Genomic DNA, 17,293 nt, shown 5'->3' on the forward strand with positions numbered 1-17,293 from the left:
GGTCACTCGGGACGTCGGCAAAGGACGTGCAGGCGGACGAAGGTCTGGTCGTAGGAGCCGTCGCGGCGTCTCAGTTCGTCGACTCGCTCGCTGACCGCGTTGACGAACCGGTCAAGGCCGACGTCGCCGGGGCCGGTGTTGTACGCCATGAGTGCCTGGGTGTGGATGAAGCCCAGGAGCTGTTCCCGGTCGAAGGATCGACGCTGGGCCACCGTCATGACGCCTGAACGCCGGATCTCGAAACCCGCCTGCTCCAAAAGCTCCAGCACGGAACCGGGGTCCGGAAACGTGACCGCTGCCGACTCGAACCCCAGCCCGTAGGCCACATCGTCGAGGAGCCCCCGCACCAGCGCGACGTTGCCGGCACCACCCGATTCGGCATGAAACCAGCCGCCTGGTCGCAGGACCCGGGCGACTGCCTGATAGCTGGGCAGGTAGTCATCCAGCGCCAGCCAGTGGAACACCGCACGGCTGACGACGAGATCGGCCCACGACGGTTCGCACACGCGGTCGAGATCCTGGAGCCGTCCCTGGCGGAACTCCAGGTTCTCTGCCCTGTGCCGTGTCGCGACCGCCAGCATGGACACATCCGGTTCCACACCGATCACCTGACCGTCCGGGACAAGACCGGCGAGACGGGCGGTGAACTCGCCTGATCCGCAGCCCGCGTCCACGATCCGATCGCCCGGTCCCGGCGGGAGCTGACCGAGGAACCAGTCGTCGAAGGACCGGTGGTGGCCGGAGTGATCGGCGTAGCGGTCGCCCACCCATGAACGCCCTGGCCTCTCACCGGTCATCGTCTGCTCCAAAGTTTCCGCATCCGACGCCACCGTCCTGTTCAGGCGGGATCGAGGTGGGTCCGTACCTGCGTGGTGAACAGCTCCAACTGGTTGATCGGGTCCGCGATCGGCCACAGGAGCACTTGGTGCGCGCCCGCATCCGCGTAGGCCTGTAGCAACTCGACGCAGTGCTCAGCCGGTCCCACGGGCAGATGTCAGCTGACCACGTGAGCGCCGACAGGACTGTCCGAGCCCGTCGGGGCCCGGGAATCTCTGGGGGTCGTCCCCACAGAACAAACAACGAAACGACCCGGCGAGCGCGGTCACGCGCGAGCAAGGTCGTTCCGGAGTGAAGTGGACCCCGGGCAAACCAACTACAACCCGTGGGGCGAAGCCCCACACCGGGGGTCTGGGGGCCGTCCCCCAGAAGAAACGACGAAACGACCCGGCGAGGCGGCCGAAGGCCCCCGAGCAGGGTCGTTCCGGAGTGGAGTGGGCGCGAAGGGACTCGAACCCCTGGCCTATTGCTTGTAAGGCAATTGCTCTAACCAACTGAGCTACGCGCCCGGTGCGTCGCGAGAGATCATACCGCTTCCCGGAGGTCGTCGCGCCTGAATTATCCCGTCAGGCTCCGGGCCTGGTGGACATACTCGGCGACATCCCTGGGTTCACCGATGGGGGTCTGCACCGACCATCGTACGACGCCCTCGGAGTCGATGAGGAACGTGCCCCGGCGGGCCACGCCCCGCTGGTCGTCGAAGACCCCGTAGGCCTGTGCGGTCGCGCCGTGCGGCCAGAAGTCCGATAGCAGCGCGAACGGGAAGTCCTCGCGGTCGGACCAGGTACGCAGGGCGAAAGTGGAGTCCACGGACACCGCGAGGACGGTGACGCCCAGCTCCTTGAGCTCGGCGTGCTGTTCCTTCAGGTCCGCGAGTTCGCCGGAGCACACGCCGGAGAAGGCCAGCGGGTAGAAGACCACGAGGACGGGGCCGCCGCGGTGGGCGCTCAGGACGGTGTCCTGGCCGTACTGGTCCTGGAGGGCGATCTCGGGCGCGATGGCGCCCACGGTGAGGGTCTCGGTCATACTCGCGTTCGTCGTCGTCGGCACACAGGCCGGAATCGGCGCCCGCCGGTCAGCGGGCGCCCTGCAGCGCCGCGCGCCGTGTCCTCCGCGGCGCGCGGCACCGGACGTCTCACCCTGTGCGGGTGCTGACCGTTACCGCTTGGGAACGACCAGGCGGGTACCCGACCAGTCGGCGCCGATGCTGACCGCACTGGTCTGGGACAGCCCAGAGGTGTTGGAAGCCTCGGCGACGTCGTTGGGGGACACGTGTAGCTCACGTCCGGCCTTCGGCGTGAGGACCAGGATGGTCCCGCCGTCGGCGATCAGGGTCACGGTGTCCATCAGGGCGTCGGTGAGGTCGCCTTCCTCGTCGGACCGCCACCACAGCAGTGCCGCATCGACGTCCCCGTCGAAATCCTCGTCGACCAGCGCCTCGCCGGTGAGTTCGGCGATGGATGCGCGCAGTCCCTCATCAACGTCGTCGTCGAAGCCGAATTCCTGCACCACCTGACCCGGCTTGAATCCGAGTCGGTCAGCCAAGCCGCGTTCGCTCTGTGCCTGGCCCGCGGTCGCGCTCACGAAAGTTCTCCTCCACAGATGGTTTTTCTCAATCTTGCCTGCACGAAGCAGTTGTCACAACGATGCCGGGCTTCTCGTCGCCCGTCACGTGGGTCCGTAACCATCGCTGATGGCCTAGTTCACACGGTAGTGGCATGTCCCGTCAACGCGCGGCCGAACCGGCCACGCTCCGGGTCTTCTCATGCCGAGTCCAGGAAGGACAGGCGTATCTGCCGCTCCGGGTTGTCGATGTTCAGGTCGACGATCGCGATGGACTGCCACGTCCCCAGTTCGAGTCTGCCGGACAGCACCGGCACCGTGGTCTGGGGAGCGACGTACGCCGGCATGACGTGTGAACGCCCGTGGCCCTGGGATCCGTGCTTGTGCCGCCACCGGTCGTCGGCGGGTAGCAGGTCGTCCAGGGAGGCGAGGAGGTCGTCGTCGGACCCCGCGCCCAGCTCGATGATCGCCACACCCGCGGTCGCGTGCGGGACGAAGACGTTGAGCAGGCCGTCACCGCCGCTCCTGGCGACGAAGTCGCCGCACTGTCCGGTGATGTCGGTGATGCTCTCCGATCCGCCGGTGTGCAGCTCGAGGATCTGTGTCCGCATAGCGCCACCATCGCGCAGCCGGGCCCCCGGTGCAACCATCCGCCCTCGACCTGTGGACGACAGGCGGACCCGAAAGGGTCCATACTCGGCGGAAGCATGTGTGAAACTGGAGAAAAGAAGGGGAAAGGGTGACTGTCTCGTTACGTTTGGGGCCGCTGCTGCGGCACGTCGGACCCACCACGGCGACCGTGTGGGTGGAGACGGACGCCCCCTGTGACGTCCGGGTCCGCGTGGACGGCGGGGCGGTATCGGCCGCCCGGACCTTCACGGTCCACGGGCACCACTACGCCGTGTGCGAAATCGAGGGCCTGCCCTCCGGTGCCGCGCTCCCCTACGAGGTGTTCCTCGGTGAGGACCGGGTCTGGCCCGAACCCGACAGCCCTCTGCCGCCCAGCGTCCTGCGCACCCTGGACCCCGAGGCGCCCACCCGCCTCCTCTACGGGTCCTGCCACACGCCCACCGGCGACACCCCCGAGGGCCTGGTCCGCTACGGCCCCGACATGCTCCGCGCCACCGCCCGTCGACTGGCCCAGGAGGGGTTCGAGGGCAAGGGTGCGGACGGCAACCTGGTGCTCCTGCTGATCGGCGACCAGGTCTACGCCGACGAGATCCAGGAACCCATGCGCGCCTACCTCCAGCAAGCACGGCTCAAGCAGGTGCGGCGGAGCGACAACGGGGATGACGCCCCCGAAGACGAGGTCGTGCGCTACGACGAGTACGCCGAGCTCTACAGGCAGGCCTGGTCCGACCCCCAGGTCCGGTGGCTGTTGTCGACCGTCCCCACCCTGATGGTCTTCGACGACCACGACATCCGCGACGACTGGAACACCTCAGCGGCCTGGCGGCGCGACATGGACGAGCACCCGTGGTGGCGCACCCGGGTGACCAGCGGACTCGGCGCGTACTGGGTGTACCAGCACGTGGGAAACCTCTCCCCCGACGCACGTGCCAAGGACCCCCTGTGGGCCGAGCTCCGCGACCACATCGAACGGGACGCCGACGCCGGCGACACCCTCGACTCCTTCGCGTGGCAGGCGCACAGCGAACCCTCCTCCTACCGGTGGAGCCACCGCCACGACGTCGGCGGTGTGCGGATCCTGGTGACGGACACCCGCTGCGCCCGTGCCCTGGGCGAAGGAGACCCCTCTGACGGCTCCCGGTCCATCCTGGGCCCCGAAGGGCACGAGTGGCTCGACGAGCACCTCACCGGCGGCCCGGAACACCTTGTGGTGGCCTCAACAGTCCCGGTGCTGCTGCCGCCGTCAGTACACCACCTGGAGGCCTGGAACGAGGCCGTGTGCGGCGGTGCCTGGGGTTCGGCGGCACGCGGCCCCGCGGAGAAGCTCCGGCAGGCCCTCGACCTGGAGCACTGGGGCGCCTTCCAGTACTCCTTCCACCGCCTCGCCGACGCGGTGCTGGAGGTGGCCCGAGGCGAGCGCGGCCCGGCACCCGCCACCGTGCTGCTGCTCAGCGGGGACGTCCACTTCTCCTATCTGGCGCGGGCCCGGGCCCGCGCGGGTGAGACGAGCTCCCGGGTGACCCAGCTGGTCTCCTCGGCCCTGTGCAACCAGCTACCGCCGAACTTCCGCCGCGCCGCGGCCCTCTCCGCGAGCTGGCCCTTCCACGTGGCCGGGCGGATCATGACCCGGATGGCCCGGGTACGCCGCAGCCCGCTGGGCTGGCGGATGGCCGAGCGGCCCTACTTCGGCAACACCATCGGCGAGGTGGCCTTCGACGGGCGCGAGGCCGAGGCCCGCTGGTACCACTGCCCCCAGGGCGGCGACGGCGCCCTGCCCGAGGTCCGCCGCCGCGCCCGGGTCTGACAGCCCTCGGGACCGGGCCCACCGGGGAAGGGGGCACGAAGGAAAACGCATCGCTTCCCCACCCCCCACGCTGATAGGACCTACCCGTTGCACCGTCAAGGTCGAGGGGTGGAGAGCCTATGGAGCGCGCCGAGCGGTTGCGGCACGTGTGCACGGCGGCGGGACTGACGCCGCTTTCTCCACCCACACCCGTGGCGAGCGACTCCAACGACGTCTGGCTGTTGGACCACGCCCGGCTCGGCGCCGTGGTATTGCGGATCGCCTGGCGCGGGGACCTGGCCCGAATGGACCGGGAGTCGGCGGTCGCTCGGAGTCTGCCGGAGAGCGTCCCGCGCCCGGAGGTCCTCGAAAACGGTCACCTCGACGCACACGGGGTCCCGCTCTCGTACGCGGTGTCACGTCGCCTTCCAGGACGCCCGCTGAGCGCGGCCTGGCCCGTACTCGGGGCGGCGGAGCGCGGCTCGGCGCTGCGGCAGTACGGCGAGGCCCTGCGCGCACTCCACGACTGGAGTCCCCCGGCGGAGGTCGCCGAGCTGGTGACCACCCGCCCCGGGCTGACGGAGGGATCACTCACCGCGTTGATCGGCGCCGACATCCTTCCGCTCCCCGTGGACCGGGGCCTGGACCTGGCCGAACTCACCCGCGAGCTGCCGGGCGCGGACACCGGGCTGCTCACGGAGGCCGTCAAGGCAGTCGAGGAGCTACGCACCCTGGAGCCGGCTGTGGACGATCCGGCCCGGCACGGGCTCGTCCACGGTGACGGGCACATGGCCAACCTGTGGTGGCACGGGGGCGCTCTGACACTGATGGACTGGGAATGGGTGCGTTTCGGACCGCCCTCGCTTGATCTCCAGGACATGGTGGATCAGGCCGACAACGACGTGCTGACCGGCGGAGGGCCATATCCCGAGGTGTTGCGCGGGCTGGCCGAGCACTACCCGGAACTGTTCGACGTCCCCCGAATCCTAGACCTGCTGCGCCTGTACTCACTCCTGTGCGCCCTACGGCAGGTGGCCATCCTTCGGCCCGCGGGGGCGTGGTCCGAGCTGCCGGTGACCCACTCTGGGCGCCGCCTGAGGCGCCTCCTGGACGGCGACTGGCCCGCCCCGGGCGCTCTGCCCGCCTGACCTCCGCCGCGCCGCCGTTCCGGGCGGGTCCGGTCCCGGGGGTGGATCAGGATCCGACCCAACCCCCGGTCACCGGTCAGCCCGTGCTGGAGTCGGACATGGTGTTGTCCTTGCTCTCCCGCAGGGCCATCATGCACAGCAGGCTCAGCAGGCCGAGCCCGGACAGGTAGAACCCGATCCCGTGGCTGCCGAACGCGCCCACCAGCTGCGCTGCCAGCAGAGGGGTGACGGCGCCGCCGAGCACGCCGGCGATGTTGTAGGCCATCCCGGCACCGGTGTAGCGGTAGCGGGTCGCGAAGATCTCCGGCAGCAGGGCACCGGCGGGCCCGTAGGAGAAGCCGACCACGCCCAGAGTCAGACAGGCACCCAGAGCGAACGCGGCCAGAGATCCCTGGTCCATGATCGGGAAGAGCGCGGCACCCATGAGCAGGGCGAGAGCGTTGCCGAACATGATGAGCTTGCGCCTGCCGTAGCGGTCGGACAGGATCGCCGCCAGCACGGTCGTCCCGGCGAAGACCACGCCCGCGAGGATGCCGACGGCGAGCACTTCGGAGAAGGAGTGTCCGAGGATCTCGGTCCCGTAGTTGGTCAGGTAGGTCACGCCGACGTAGAAGAAGCCGAACAACATCACCAGCGCACCCGCGCTCAGCGCGATGTCGCGCGGCTGCTGCCGGAAGGCCTCCACGACGGGCATACGGGCGGCGGTCTTGGGCTTGGCCCGGTCGCGGAAGACGGGGGTCTCCTCGATGCTCAGGCGCACGTACAGGCCCAACAGGATGAGCACGATGCTGAGCAGGAACGGGATCCGCCAGCCCCAGGACATGAAGGCTTCGTCGCTCATCGACAGGGTCGTGATGAGGAAGGTCGCGCTGGCCAGGACGAAGGCCACGGAGGGGCCCAGCTGCGGGAAGAGGGCGTACATGCCGCGCTTCTTGGGTGGCGCGTACTCGGCGGTGAGCAGGGTCGCGCCCGCCCACTCACCGCCCACGGCCACGCCCTGCAGAACGCGCAGGACCACGAGCAGCAGGGGAGCAAGGGCGCCGATCGTGTCGGTGCTGGGCAGCAGGCCGATCGCCACCGTGGCACCGCCCATGAGGAGCAGTGTCGACACCAGCGTGCCCTTGCGCCCGATGCGGTCCCCGAAATGGCCGAAGAGGATGGATCCGAAGGGGCGCGCGACGAAGGCCACGCCGAAGGTCGCGAACGCCAGCGCCGTGCCTTGGGCGGCGCCGAGCTCGGGGAAGAACACCCGGTTGAAGACCAGGGCGGCGGCGGTTCCGTAGATGAAGAAGTCGTAGAACTCGATGGTCGTGCCGGTAAGGCTGGCAAAGGCCACTCGGCTCATGCGGCGCTTTGGGGGCGCCGACGTGAGTGTCATGTCCGGACTCCCTTCTGTGTCGGGGGTGAACCAGGGTCCGTTTCCCGGCTGGACAGCTGTCAGCGAGGAGTGGTGAGACCGGTAGGGGCGGCCGGACGGGTCGCTGCCGATCTACGACTGGTGTCGCGGCTCCGCCATGCACGATGATTGTGTGGCGCACGCCACACGCTCCACCAGCGGCGTGTGGGGGTCTCCCATCGGAGATGGACGTCCCCGGCATCCAGGCGTGAGGATGTAAAGAGCCCGTGAACAGTGTGAACGGAAGGCGTACGTCGCATGGGAAACTCCCCCGACTTCCCCCGTGACCCGGGGGTCGTGCGTGCCACTCAGTCACTGGAGAGGGACTACGCGGAAGTTCTGGCTCTCCTGGACCCCGCCGCGGCGACGCGGCGCATGACTGCCACCGTCCCCGACGCGACCGGACTGCAAATCGCCTGGTCGGGTGTACCCGACGACGACGGCGGCGGATGGATCCTGTGCAACACCGTCAACGCGGCCACCGGCCAGCTAGACGGGACTGTGGTCCATGAGGGCACGGGGCTGGGCGGACAGACCATCGCCACCGGCCGCGCCTCGCGGGTCAACGACTACTGCACCGACCAGTTCATCACCAGCCACTACAAGGCCCTGGTGCGTGCGGAGGGCCTCAAGGCGATGGTCGCCGTGCCCATCACACACAACGGACGGTTGTTGGGACTGCTCTACGGCGCCAACCGGGAGGTGGACCCGATCAGCGACCGGAACACCCACGCCATGGAGGAGGTCGCGGCACGCACGGCCGCGGCGAGGGTGGTCGCAGAGCGCGCCAGGCACGCGGCCGAGGTCGCCGTGCACGAGGAGCGGCGGCGTCTGGCGATCGAACTCCATGACACGGTGGGCGCGCTCCTGTACACAGTGGGCGCCGGGGTCCGGCCCCTGGGACAGTGCGAAGGGCTCGACCAGGAGGTCCGCGAGCGGCTGCGCACCATCGAACAGCACGCGGCCGAGGCCACCGCGGCCCTCCGGGGTTCACTGCGGGTGCTGCACACGCCGCCGGAAGAGGTGGCCCTCGGTGTCAGCCTGCGCGAGCACTGCGAAGCCTTCCAGAAGCGCACCGGGGCCCCCGCGCGCGTCATCACCCTGACCGACCTCCCAGCGCTGGACAGCGCCCGTGTCAGCGCCTTGGCCGCCGGTGTGCGCGAGGCGCTGCTCAACGTCGAGAAGCACGCGCGGGCGCGTTCCGCGATCGTCAGTGTCTTCCAGGTCGACGGCGGGGTGGCCGTATCAGTGGCCGACGACGGGGTGGGGTTCGCTTCCGGGAAACGGCCGGTGCCGGGCTTGGGCATCACCTCGGTCACCGAAAGGCTGGCGCGTGTGGGCGGAACAGTGACGCTCAGTCCGAACGAGGACTGCGGCGCCACCCTCCAGATGTGGATCCGCGCATGAGCGGGGCGCCGATCCGGGTTCTGGTGGTGGACGACCACCCCATCGTGCTCGACGGGGTGACCCTGGCGCTGCAGAGCACCGCGCTCATGGAAGTGGTCGGGTACGCGCGCAGCGGCCGGGAGGCGATCGACGCGCTGGAGCTGCTCCGCCCCGACGTGGTCCTGCTTGACCTGCGGCTGCCGGACATGCTCGGCCCCGAGGTGGTGCGGTCGATGCTGGCGCGCACGCAGGACACGCGCATCATCCTGTTCACCGCCTATCCGGACCACGCCTCACGAGTGGATTCCCTGGCCGCGGGTGCCCACGGGATCATGGTCAAGGACTCCGACCGCGCGGATCTGATCGACGTGATCCGCCGGGTGATGAACGGGGAACGGGTGGTCTCCGACGACCTCCCGGACACCCTGACCACGGAGGCGCGCTACCGCGCGCACGGGCTCACCCGCCGCGAGTACGAGATCCTGCGGCGGATCGCCATGGGAGAGACCAACCCGCAGATCGCCGACGAGCTGGGGCTGACCAGGAACACGGTCAAGACCTACGTCCAGCGCACCTTGGAGAAGCTGGGCGCGCGCAACCGGATCGAGGCGATCATCCGTGCCAACCAGACCGGGATCCTCTGAGGCCGTACGCCTACGGCGGTACACCGAGCGCTTCCAGGGGCGTGCGGGAACCGCTACCGGCGGCGCTGGGGCGCCGCCGACGCGGTCAGGGCTTGTTGGAGTGCGGTCTGCGGGTGGACTGGCTGCCCCGTCGCCTGCGGCGCACGCCCAAGCCCAGCGCGCCGCCCCGTTCGAGGATCTGGCGTGCGGCCCGGTTCACCGAGCCCTGGTCGCTGGCGGTGGAGGGCGCCTCTTCGGTCCCGAGTGACTCGGGCTTGGGGATGAGCGCGGTGGGCTCGTTGTCCTGGTCCGCGTTCTCCTCCGGCAGCGCCTGGAGCTTGCGGGTGCGTTCGAGCGAGGGCTTCGCGTCCGGTGCGGGCTTGTCCGCTGGTACCGAGGCCTCGGTCGGGTTGGCCTTCTCCTCCCGGACGGCCTCCTTCCACGCCTTGTCCTGCTGCTGGTCCTGCTCCTTCTGCCGGGCCAGGCGCCGGGCGCGGTCGGCCTTCCAGGAGCGGTAGGAGCGGGCCAGCGGAGTGGCGATCGGCCACGTGACCTTGGCCGGACGGGAAAGCGCGTGCCACAGGTAGGCCGTGGTGCCCCAGGCCTCCATGGCGCGGCGTGCCCTGGTGATGGTGAAGAAGGTGGGCATGGCCATCAGCAGCTGCGGCCAGGCCAGAGCCAGCGAGGCGAACAGCGGATACATGCCGCCGCCGATGAGCGCGGCGGACGCGCCGATGACCATCGGCACCAGCGACAGCGCCACCCGCAGCTGGGTGAACTGCCGGAAGCGGTGCAGGGAGCGGCGGGCCGAGACCGGCGGGGCGAGCCCTTCCGGTAGCGGTGTGGGCTGCACGATCATCGCGAGCAGCAGTGTGCCCACTCCGACACTGGCAGCCAACAGGATCGTCCACCCGGCGGCGGAAAACGTCCCGCCCACCAGGAGGTAGACCAGCCCCATGACCGGGATCGGCGCGGGAAGCCAGAACAGCACGCGTCTGCGCAGTTCGCCTTCCTGCGTGGGCTGAAGTACGAAATCGATCACCGGGCGTAGTATCCGGAACTTCTTCCTCGGTCGCTCGACCACAGCGTTGGACCCCCCAAGAACGTCGTGACGGGGCTGTGCGGGGAGCGACGCCCGAGGGTTTTCGTCGCCTCACGGCTCCACCAGCACACTGCCCGTATCAAAGCTATCTCTTCTCGCGTGGTCCCCGGGCGCACACGGTCAGTCACAGACATACCCGACGCTGGTGAAACTTCCATAAGAGAGCCGATATGGCAGGCAACGATCAGGTTACGAAGCGTCTGAGATCCTCGCCACTCCCGCGCTGATACCGCCCATCCGGATCATCCGTCTCGGGTTTCGGACAGCCTGCCCAGCGCCACCGCCACGCGGAGCACGAACGAACCGCGCCCGTCCGAGGGGATGTGTCCGGTGAGCTCCGAGATTCGGCTGAGGCGGTAGCGCACCGTGTTCGGATGCACGAAGAGCATGCGCGCTGTCGCTTCCAAGGAGGACGCGTGTTCGAGGTACACGGACAGCGTGTCCAGGAGGGGAGAGCCCGCCCCGCGCAACGGCAGGTACACCTCCGTCACGAGCTGTTTCCGGGCTTCGGCGTCACCCTCCAAGGCGCGTTCGGGCAGGAGGTCGTCCGCGAGTACGGGCCTGGGCGCGTCGGGCCAGGCGACGGCGGACCGCAGTCCCCGCACGGCCGCCCGCACGGAGGCCCCGGCGGAGTGCAGGTCGGCCACCACCGGCCCCACCACAACGGGGCCCGGGCCGAACAGGCCGGCGAGGGGCTCAGCGGCGGCGGCCGGGAGGTCATCGGGGGGATAGCGGTCGCCCACCCCGACCACCACGATCACCTGGCGGCCCTGCATTCCGGCGATGACGTCGTGCCTCTGGCGCCGGGCCGCGGAGCGCAGGTCGTCCATGACCTTGTTTCCGTTCTCCTCTCCCGCCTCACCGGCCAACGCCAACACGGAGGTGTGGGACCAGCCCAGCGCCGAGCCCCATGACTGCAGGCCGTCCTCCCGGTCGCCGTTCAGCAGCGCGTCGACGACCATCGCCTCCAACCGCGCGTCCCAGGCACCGCGGGACTCGGCCGCACGGGCGTAGACCTTGGCGGAGCTGAAGGCCACCTCGCGGGTGTAGCGGAGCATGGCCTCGCGCAGCTGCTGCTCTCCGCCGGGCGCGGCGAGGTCCTCGACCTGGTTCTCGACCACCTCGATGACCACGCGGATCATGTCTACGGTCTGCTGCAGGGAGACCGAGCGGGTGAGTTCGCGGGGTGCGGTGCCGAAGACCTCCACCGTGATCGCCGGACGGCCCCGGACCGGGTCACGGAACCAGTCCACGAAGGCGGCGACCCCGGACTGGGCCACCAGCCCGATCCACGAACGGTCCTGCGCCGACATCCGGCGGAACCAGCCGAGCCGCTCCTCCATACGGCTGACGGCCGCGGTGCCCAGCACTCCCATGGAGCGTTCAAGGCGGCGGACGGTCTCGGCGCGGATCAGGTCCTCAGGACTGTCGGCCCCGGTGGGCACGGCCGCGTCGTCCTCGGTCGGTTGGGGTTCGGTGCTCACTCTTCTAGGTTCGCATCCCCACCTCCCCCGCTGAGGACCCGCCACCCCGCTCCTGGGTCCGTTCCCCGGTCAATGCGCCCGGGTCCGCTGTCTCTCAGCGGTCGCCGCAGCCGTGGTCAACCGTCCTCGCGGGGGCACCCTGGGCGATGGATCCGGGTCTACGCGTACCGTCGGAGAGTGATCTCCTCCACCCGTTCAGGGCTTCGGGACACATTGCGGACATCATTTTGTGGGGTACCTACAAACGACGTCCCGCCAAGTTCGTGTCTCTCCCCATCCAACTGGTGATCTCCTACAGGGCAAGGTTGTTGTTGTGCTTGTAATCGTTGCTCCCGGCCAAGGTGCCCAGGTTCCCGGTTTCCTCTCCCCGTGGCTCGAACTCCCCGGCATCGCTGAGACGTTCGCCTCGTGGTCCGAGGTGACCGGACTCGACCTGGTGCGCTACGGCACCACAGCGGACGCGGAAGAGATCCGTGACACCGCCGTCGCCCAACCCCTGCTGGTGGGCGCCGGCCTCGCGGCGGCCTCCGCCATGCTTGGCTCGCTCTCCAGCCCCGAGTCACCGCTGCCGGTCGAACCCTCGCTCGTGGACGCCGTCGCGGGCCACAGCGTCGGTGAGTTCACCGCCGCGGCGCTCGCCGGTGTGCTCTCCCCCCACGACGCGATGGCGCTGGTCGCCGAACGCGGTCGGGGGATGGCCGACGCCGCCGCCCAGACCGAGACCGGCATGACCGCGGTCCTCGGCGGCAAGCGCGAGGAAGTCCTGGCCGCCGTCGAGGCGGCCGGGCTGACCCCGGCCAACGACAACGGCTCCGGCCAGGTCGTGGCCGCTGGCACCATGGGACAGCTGGCCGCGTTCGCCGAGAACCCGCCCGAGCGCGCCAGGTTGCGCCTCTTGCCCGTCGCCGGAGCCTTCCACACCGTGCACATGGCCCCGGCCGTGGAGCGGGTGCGCGCCGCCGCCCAGGACCTGACGACCGGCGACCCCTCGGTGCGTCTGCTGTCCAACAACGACGGCGCCGTGGTGGACACCGGTGCCGAATACCTGGACCGCTTGGTCGCCCAGATCTCCTCGCCGGTGCGCTGGGACGCGTGCACGCAGACGCTCGCCGACCTCGGCGTCACCGCACTCATCGAGCTGACCCCTGCGGGCACGCTCACCGGCCTGGCCAAGCGCGCACTGCGCGGTGTCGAGCTCCTCGCGGTGAAGACCCCCGACGACCTCGAGCGCGCAGGCGCCCTCATCAAGGAGCACGCGGGCACCCCCACCTCCGCAAGCTCCCAGCGGGAAGGGTGACCATGTTCAACTCCCCGAACACGCTCGGCGGCGCCGCGATCCGCTCCTTCGGCGAGTACCAGCCCTCCCAGGTCGTGACCAACGCCGACCTGGAAGCCCGCGTCGACACCACCGACGAGTGGATCCAGAGCCGCGTGGGCATCCAGGAGCGGCGCATCGCGGGCCCCGACGACACCGTGGTGAGCATGTCCGTGGCAGCCGGGGGCAAGGCCCTGGCCACCAGCGGGCTCTCCCCCGAGGACATCGACCTGGTGATCGTGGCCACCTGCACCGCGCAGGAGCAGATCCCCAACGCCGCGGCCACCGTCGCCGCCAAGCTGGGCATCGTCGCCCCCGGCGCCTTCGACCTCAACGCCGCCTGCGCGGGGTTCTGCTACGCCTTGGGGCTGGCCTCGGACTCCGTCCGCGTCGGCAGCTCACAGAACGTCCTGGTCATCGGTGCGGAGAAGCTCACCGACTGGGTGGACTGGGAGGACCGGTCCACCTGCGTGATCTTCGCCGACGGAGCCGGGGCCGCCGTGGTCTCGGCCTCCGAGGACCACGGCATCGGACCGGTCGTGTGGGGTTCCTCCGGGGACCGCGCCGACAAGATCTACCTGCGTGAGGGCAAGTACCTGTACCAGGAGGGCCAGGCCGTCTTCCGGTGGACCACCACCGAGCTGCACCGGGTGGCCCTGGAGGCTTTGGAGCGGGCGGGCGTGGAGCCCGCCGAGCTCACCGCCTTCGTGCCCCACCAGGCCAACCTGCGGATCGTCGAGTCCATCGCGCGCAAGCTGGGGGCACCCCAGGCACTTGTGGCCCGCGATATCGTCACCGCTGGCAACACCTCCTCAGCTTCGATCCCTCTCGCGCTCTCGCGCATGGTCGAGCGCGGGGAACTGCCGTCGGGGAGCACCGTGCTCACCCTGGGATTCGGTGCGGGCTTGGTCTACGCCGCACAGGTGATCCGCATCCCCTGAACCAGACTCAGGAACCGAGCACGGTTCCGCCCGCCCCGAACGGGGCGGTTTGCCCGACACCACAAACGTCAATCAAGGAGATACAAGACATGGCTCACAGCGAGCAGGAGATCCTGGCCGGCCTCGGCGAGATCATCGAGGAGATCGTCGGCACCGAGCCTTCCGAGGTCACGCCTGAGAAGAGCTTCGTGGACGACCTGGACATCGACTCGCTGTCCATGGTGGAGATCGCCGTCGCCGCGCAGGACAAGTTCGGCGTGGAGATCCCCGATGACCAGCTCAAGGACCTCAAGACGGTCCAGGACGTCATCAACTTCATCCAGAAGTAGGCCTGTGGGGCCGCCGGGGCGGGTCCCCGTTCCGGCGGCCCGCCCGTCCGCACCATGGACGCCCAGACCAACAATCCCGCCACCCCCGGCGCACAGAGCCGGGAACGACCCACGAGAAGGGCGATTGGATCATGTCCAAGACCGATGTCGTCGTCACCGGCCTCGGCGCCACCACCCCCCTCGGGGGTGACGTCGCGACCACATGGTCCGCGCTCCTCGACGGCCGCTCCGGTATCAGCATGCTGCCGGAGGACTGGCACGAGAAGCTTCCGGTGCACTTCGCCGGGCAGGTGGCGCAGGAGCCCTCCGAGAAGCTGCCGCGCCCGCGGCTGCGTCGCCTGGACCGGACTCAGCAGTTCGCCCTCATCGCCGCGCAGGAGGCATGGGACCACGCGGGCGCCCCGGAGATCGACCCCGTCCGCCTCGGGGTGGTGGTCTCCAGCGGAATCGGCGGCATCCTCACCATCCTGGAGCAGTACGACACCTTCCGTGAGAAGGGCTGGAAGCGGGTCTCTCCGTTCACCGTGCCCATGCTCATGCCCAACAGCCCGGCGGCGGCCGTCGCCCTGGAGTTCACCGCGCGTGCCGGTGCCCACGCCCCGGTCAGCGCCTGCGCCTCCAGCGCCGAGGCCATCGGCAACGCCATGGACATGATCCGCGCCGGTCGGGCCGACATCGTGATCGCGGGAGGCACCGAAGCCGCGATCCACCCGCTGAACATCGCGTCCTTCGCCTCCATGCGCGCCCTGTCCACGCGCAATGACGACCCGAAGGGGGCCTCCCGCCCCTGGGACGCCGAGCGCGACGGCTTCGTCATGGGCGAGGGCGCCGGCATCGTGATCCTGGAATCGGCCGAGCACGCCGCCAAGCGCGGCGCCAAGGTCTACGCCCGCGCCGCGGGTTCCGGTTACACCGATGACGCCCACGACATCGTCATGCCCGACCCCGAGGGCGCCGGCCAGGCGCGCGCCATCCACCAGGCGCTGGCCGACGGCGACCTCAAGCCCAGCGACATCGCGCACGTCAACGCGCACGCCACGTCCACCCCCGCCGGAGACGTCGGGGAGACCCGGGCGATCCGCGCGGCCCTGGGCGACGCCGCGGCCGACCAGGTCGCCGTGACCTCCACCAAGTCCATGACCGGCCATCTCCTGGGCGGTGCGGGCGCGGTGGAGTCGATCGCGACGATCCTGGCACTGCACGAGGGCAGGATCCCGCCGACCATCAACATCGAAGAACTCGACCCCGAGGTGGCCGTGGACATCGTCCGCGACAAGCCCCGGGAGCTGCCGGAGGGTGACATCGCCGCCATCAACGAGTCCTTCGGGTTCGGCGGCCACAACATCGCCCTGGCCTTCCGCCGCGCCTGAGACGCGCCCCTGGACGCCGCCCGCGGAGCACACCGCGGCCTCGGCGGCCTGCCTTGCGACCCGCTTGGTCCCGAACGGCCCCCACCGCGCGTGGGGGCCGTTCGCGTGCGCGGGGAGCGGTTCACTCAACGCGCCGTGAAGGTGTGTTGAACATCGGTGGACGGGTCTTCAGGTCGGCGCTCCCCGCGCGCCACCATGGAACGCGTGTCCACCCCGTATCCCCAGCAAACACACCCGGCCGTCGGCGCGGACGAACACGCGCCGCGTCCACGCCGGGGCCCGGCCTTCCGTCCCGTCGTGGACCTGGACTCCGGTGCCGTCGTAGCCGTGGAGGTCGTCGCCCCCGTCCCGGAAGGCATGGGCCGCCCGGGCGGACGGGGTCACGGGGCCGCGCTCGCGGCGGAGTGGCTGGCCTCCCTGGTGCGTGCCGGAGGCGGGGCCGAGAGCCTGCTCCCGCTGGTCCTACCGCTGCCCGCCGCCGTCCTCGCCGAAGGGGCAGACCTTCCGACGCTGGTCGAGAGCGCGCTGCGCCGGACGGGGCGACGACCGCGCGACGTCACCCTCATGCTCTCACCCGACTTGGTGAACCTGCCCAGGTCCACCGTGCTCGCGGGCGTCGCGGACCTGCGCGCGGTCGGGTTCCGGTGCGGTTTCGGAACCGCGACGGCCCGGCCGGACCTGGTGGTGGAAGCCGCCCCTTTCCTGAGCCGTTTGGACCCCGCACTCGTGTCGGGTATCGACGGCGACCACCGCCACCGGGGGATCGTCGAAGGGCTGGCCCGGGTCGGTCGGAGCAGCGGTGTGTACGCGCTGGCCACGGGGGTGACCAGGGGTGCGGAGATCGTCTGCTTGCGCGAGTGCGGTGTGCGGCTGGGCAGTGGTGCGTTCTTCGCCGAACCGCACTGGCGCCCCGGGGAGAAGGTGACGGCGGTACCAGAACCGACCGCCACCGCCCTGGACGACGCCGGCACCGGCCCTCGGGTCACCGAGTTCATGGTGCCTCCGGTGGACTTCGACGCCGAGTCCACCGGGGACCAAATACTGGAGGCCTTCACCGGGGACACCGCCCTCAACAGCGTGGTGCTCATCGACCACCGGGAACGCCCGATCGGCGTGATCGACCGGACCAGGTTCCTGCTGTCGGTGACGGGGCGCTACGGACACGCGCTACACGCCAAACGCCCGGCGCTGCGCCTTGCGGAGTCACCGCGGACGGTTCCGGCGTGGATGTCGGCGATCTCGGCGCTGCGCGTGGCCGGGCAGGACCGCGAGCGCGTCTACGACGACCTGATCGTGACCAACCCGTACGGCCAGTGCATGGGGGTCGTGCACGTCAGCGACCTCATCCAGTCCCTGTCACGGCAGTGACGTCCCTGTCCCGGCAGC

At 70.0% G+C, this 17,293-nt stretch carries 17 protein-coding genes and 1 tRNA gene; 9 read left to right on the plus strand and 9 right to left on the minus strand.

Annotated elements, in window-relative coordinates; all coding sequences use genetic code 11:
* Positions 1–2: 2 nt before the first annotated feature.
* The 6 genes from ACYVDG_RS04815 to ACYVDG_RS04840 form a co-directional block, all read right to left on the minus strand.
* Positions 3–797, minus strand: a complete 795-nt coding sequence (locus tag ACYVDG_RS04815) for a class I SAM-dependent methyltransferase (protein WP_460747067.1) — start codon at positions 795–797, stop codon at positions 3–5.
* A gap of 41 nt (positions 798–838) precedes the next feature.
* Entirely contained in the window at positions 839–985 is a 147-nt protein-coding gene (locus ACYVDG_RS04820) for a hypothetical protein (protein ID WP_460747068.1), read from the minus strand.
* A gap of 287 nt (positions 986–1,272) precedes the next feature.
* Positions 1,273–1,346, minus strand: a tRNA-Val gene (locus tag ACYVDG_RS04825).
* A 49-nt stretch (positions 1,347–1,395) separates the two neighbouring features.
* Positions 1,396–1,863 carry a peroxiredoxin gene (locus ACYVDG_RS04830; RefSeq protein WP_460747069.1) on the minus strand — a complete coding sequence of 156 codons (468 nt, stop codon included), beginning with the start codon at positions 1,861–1,863 and terminating at the stop codon, positions 1,396–1,398.
* Positions 1,864–1,995: 132 nt separating this feature from the next.
* The gene (locus ACYVDG_RS04835) at positions 1,996–2,421 is read right to left on the minus strand and encodes a DUF3052 domain-containing protein (RefSeq protein WP_460747070.1); all 426 of its coding nucleotides are present in this window, start codon (positions 2,419–2,421) and stop codon (positions 1,996–1,998) included.
* Positions 2,422–2,600: 179 nt separating this feature from the next.
* A complete protein-coding gene (locus ACYVDG_RS04840; protein ID WP_460747071.1) occupies positions 2,601–3,011 on the minus strand; it encodes a secondary thiamine-phosphate synthase enzyme YjbQ in 411 nt (136 codons plus the stop codon).
* A 128-nt stretch (positions 3,012–3,139) separates the two neighbouring features.
* On the opposite strand from ACYVDG_RS04840, the gene ACYVDG_RS04845 reads away from it, so the two are divergent.
* Complete coding sequence (locus ACYVDG_RS04845; RefSeq protein ID WP_460747072.1) at positions 3,140–4,834, plus strand: alkaline phosphatase D family protein; 1,695 nt, start codon at positions 3,140–3,142, stop codon at positions 4,832–4,834.
* 119 nt (positions 4,835–4,953) lie between these two features.
* Entirely contained in the window at positions 4,954–5,961 is a 1,008-nt protein-coding gene (locus ACYVDG_RS04850; RefSeq protein WP_460747073.1) for a phosphotransferase family protein, read from the plus strand.
* Between the two features lie 76 nt (positions 5,962–6,037).
* Here the strand turns inward: ACYVDG_RS04850 and ACYVDG_RS04855 are convergent, their stop codons facing one another.
* The gene (locus ACYVDG_RS04855; protein WP_460747074.1) at positions 6,038–7,339 is read right to left on the minus strand and encodes an MFS transporter; all 1,302 of its coding nucleotides are present in this window, start codon (positions 7,337–7,339) and stop codon (positions 6,038–6,040) included.
* A gap of 276 nt (positions 7,340–7,615) precedes the next feature.
* Between ACYVDG_RS04855 and ACYVDG_RS04860 the strand changes: the two genes are divergently transcribed.
* Positions 7,616–8,764: a GAF domain-containing sensor histidine kinase gene (locus ACYVDG_RS04860; RefSeq protein ID WP_460747075.1), complete on the plus strand. Its 1,149-nt coding sequence runs from the start codon at positions 7,616–7,618 to the stop codon at positions 8,762–8,764.
* The gene (locus tag ACYVDG_RS04865; protein WP_460747076.1) at positions 8,761–9,387 is read left to right on the plus strand and encodes a response regulator; all 627 of its coding nucleotides are present in this window, start codon (positions 8,761–8,763) and stop codon (positions 9,385–9,387) included. The genes ACYVDG_RS04860 and ACYVDG_RS04865 overlap by 4 nt, the downstream gene beginning before the upstream one ends.
* 85 nt (positions 9,388–9,472) lie before the next feature.
* On the opposite strand, the gene ACYVDG_RS04870 is transcribed toward ACYVDG_RS04865, so the two are convergent.
* Entirely contained in the window at positions 9,473–10,408 is a 936-nt protein-coding gene (locus tag ACYVDG_RS04870; protein WP_460747077.1) for a hypothetical protein, read from the minus strand.
* A gap of 302 nt (positions 10,409–10,710) precedes the next feature.
* Positions 10,711–11,952 carry a PucR family transcriptional regulator gene (locus ACYVDG_RS04875; protein WP_460747078.1) on the minus strand — a complete coding sequence of 414 codons (1,242 nt, stop codon included), beginning with the start codon at positions 11,950–11,952 and terminating at the stop codon, positions 10,711–10,713.
* Positions 11,953–12,265: 313 nt separating this feature from the next.
* Here ACYVDG_RS04875 and ACYVDG_RS04880 point away from each other — a divergent pair, with 313 nt between their 5' ends.
* The 5 genes from ACYVDG_RS04880 to ACYVDG_RS04900 all read left to right on the plus strand — a co-directional run bounded on the left by ACYVDG_RS04880 (position 12,266) and on the right by ACYVDG_RS04900 (position 17,275).
* The gene (locus ACYVDG_RS04880) at positions 12,266–13,249 is read left to right on the plus strand and encodes an ACP S-malonyltransferase (RefSeq protein WP_460747079.1); all 984 of its coding nucleotides are present in this window, start codon (positions 12,266–12,268) and stop codon (positions 13,247–13,249) included.
* Positions 13,250–13,251: 2 nt separating this feature from the next.
* On the plus strand, positions 13,252–14,208 hold the full coding sequence (locus tag ACYVDG_RS04885; protein WP_460747080.1) for a beta-ketoacyl-ACP synthase III: 957 nt from the start codon (positions 13,252–13,254) through the stop codon (positions 14,206–14,208).
* An 89-nt stretch (positions 14,209–14,297) separates the two neighbouring features.
* Positions 14,298–14,537 carry an acyl carrier protein gene (locus ACYVDG_RS04890; RefSeq protein ID WP_460747081.1) on the plus strand — a complete coding sequence of 80 codons (240 nt, stop codon included), beginning with the start codon at positions 14,298–14,300 and terminating at the stop codon, positions 14,535–14,537.
* Between the two features lie 131 nt (positions 14,538–14,668).
* A complete protein-coding gene (fabF, locus tag ACYVDG_RS04895; protein WP_460747082.1) occupies positions 14,669–15,907 on the plus strand; it encodes a beta-ketoacyl-ACP synthase II in 1,239 nt (412 codons plus the stop codon).
* Positions 15,908–16,102: 195 nt separating this feature from the next.
* Positions 16,103–17,275, plus strand: coding sequence for an EAL domain-containing protein (locus tag ACYVDG_RS04900; protein ID WP_460747133.1), 1,173 nt, complete (start codon positions 16,103–16,105; stop codon positions 17,273–17,275).
* The last annotated feature ends 18 nt before the right edge of the window (positions 17,276–17,293 follow it).

Source organism: Nocardiopsis oceani (genome assembly GCF_054777395.1).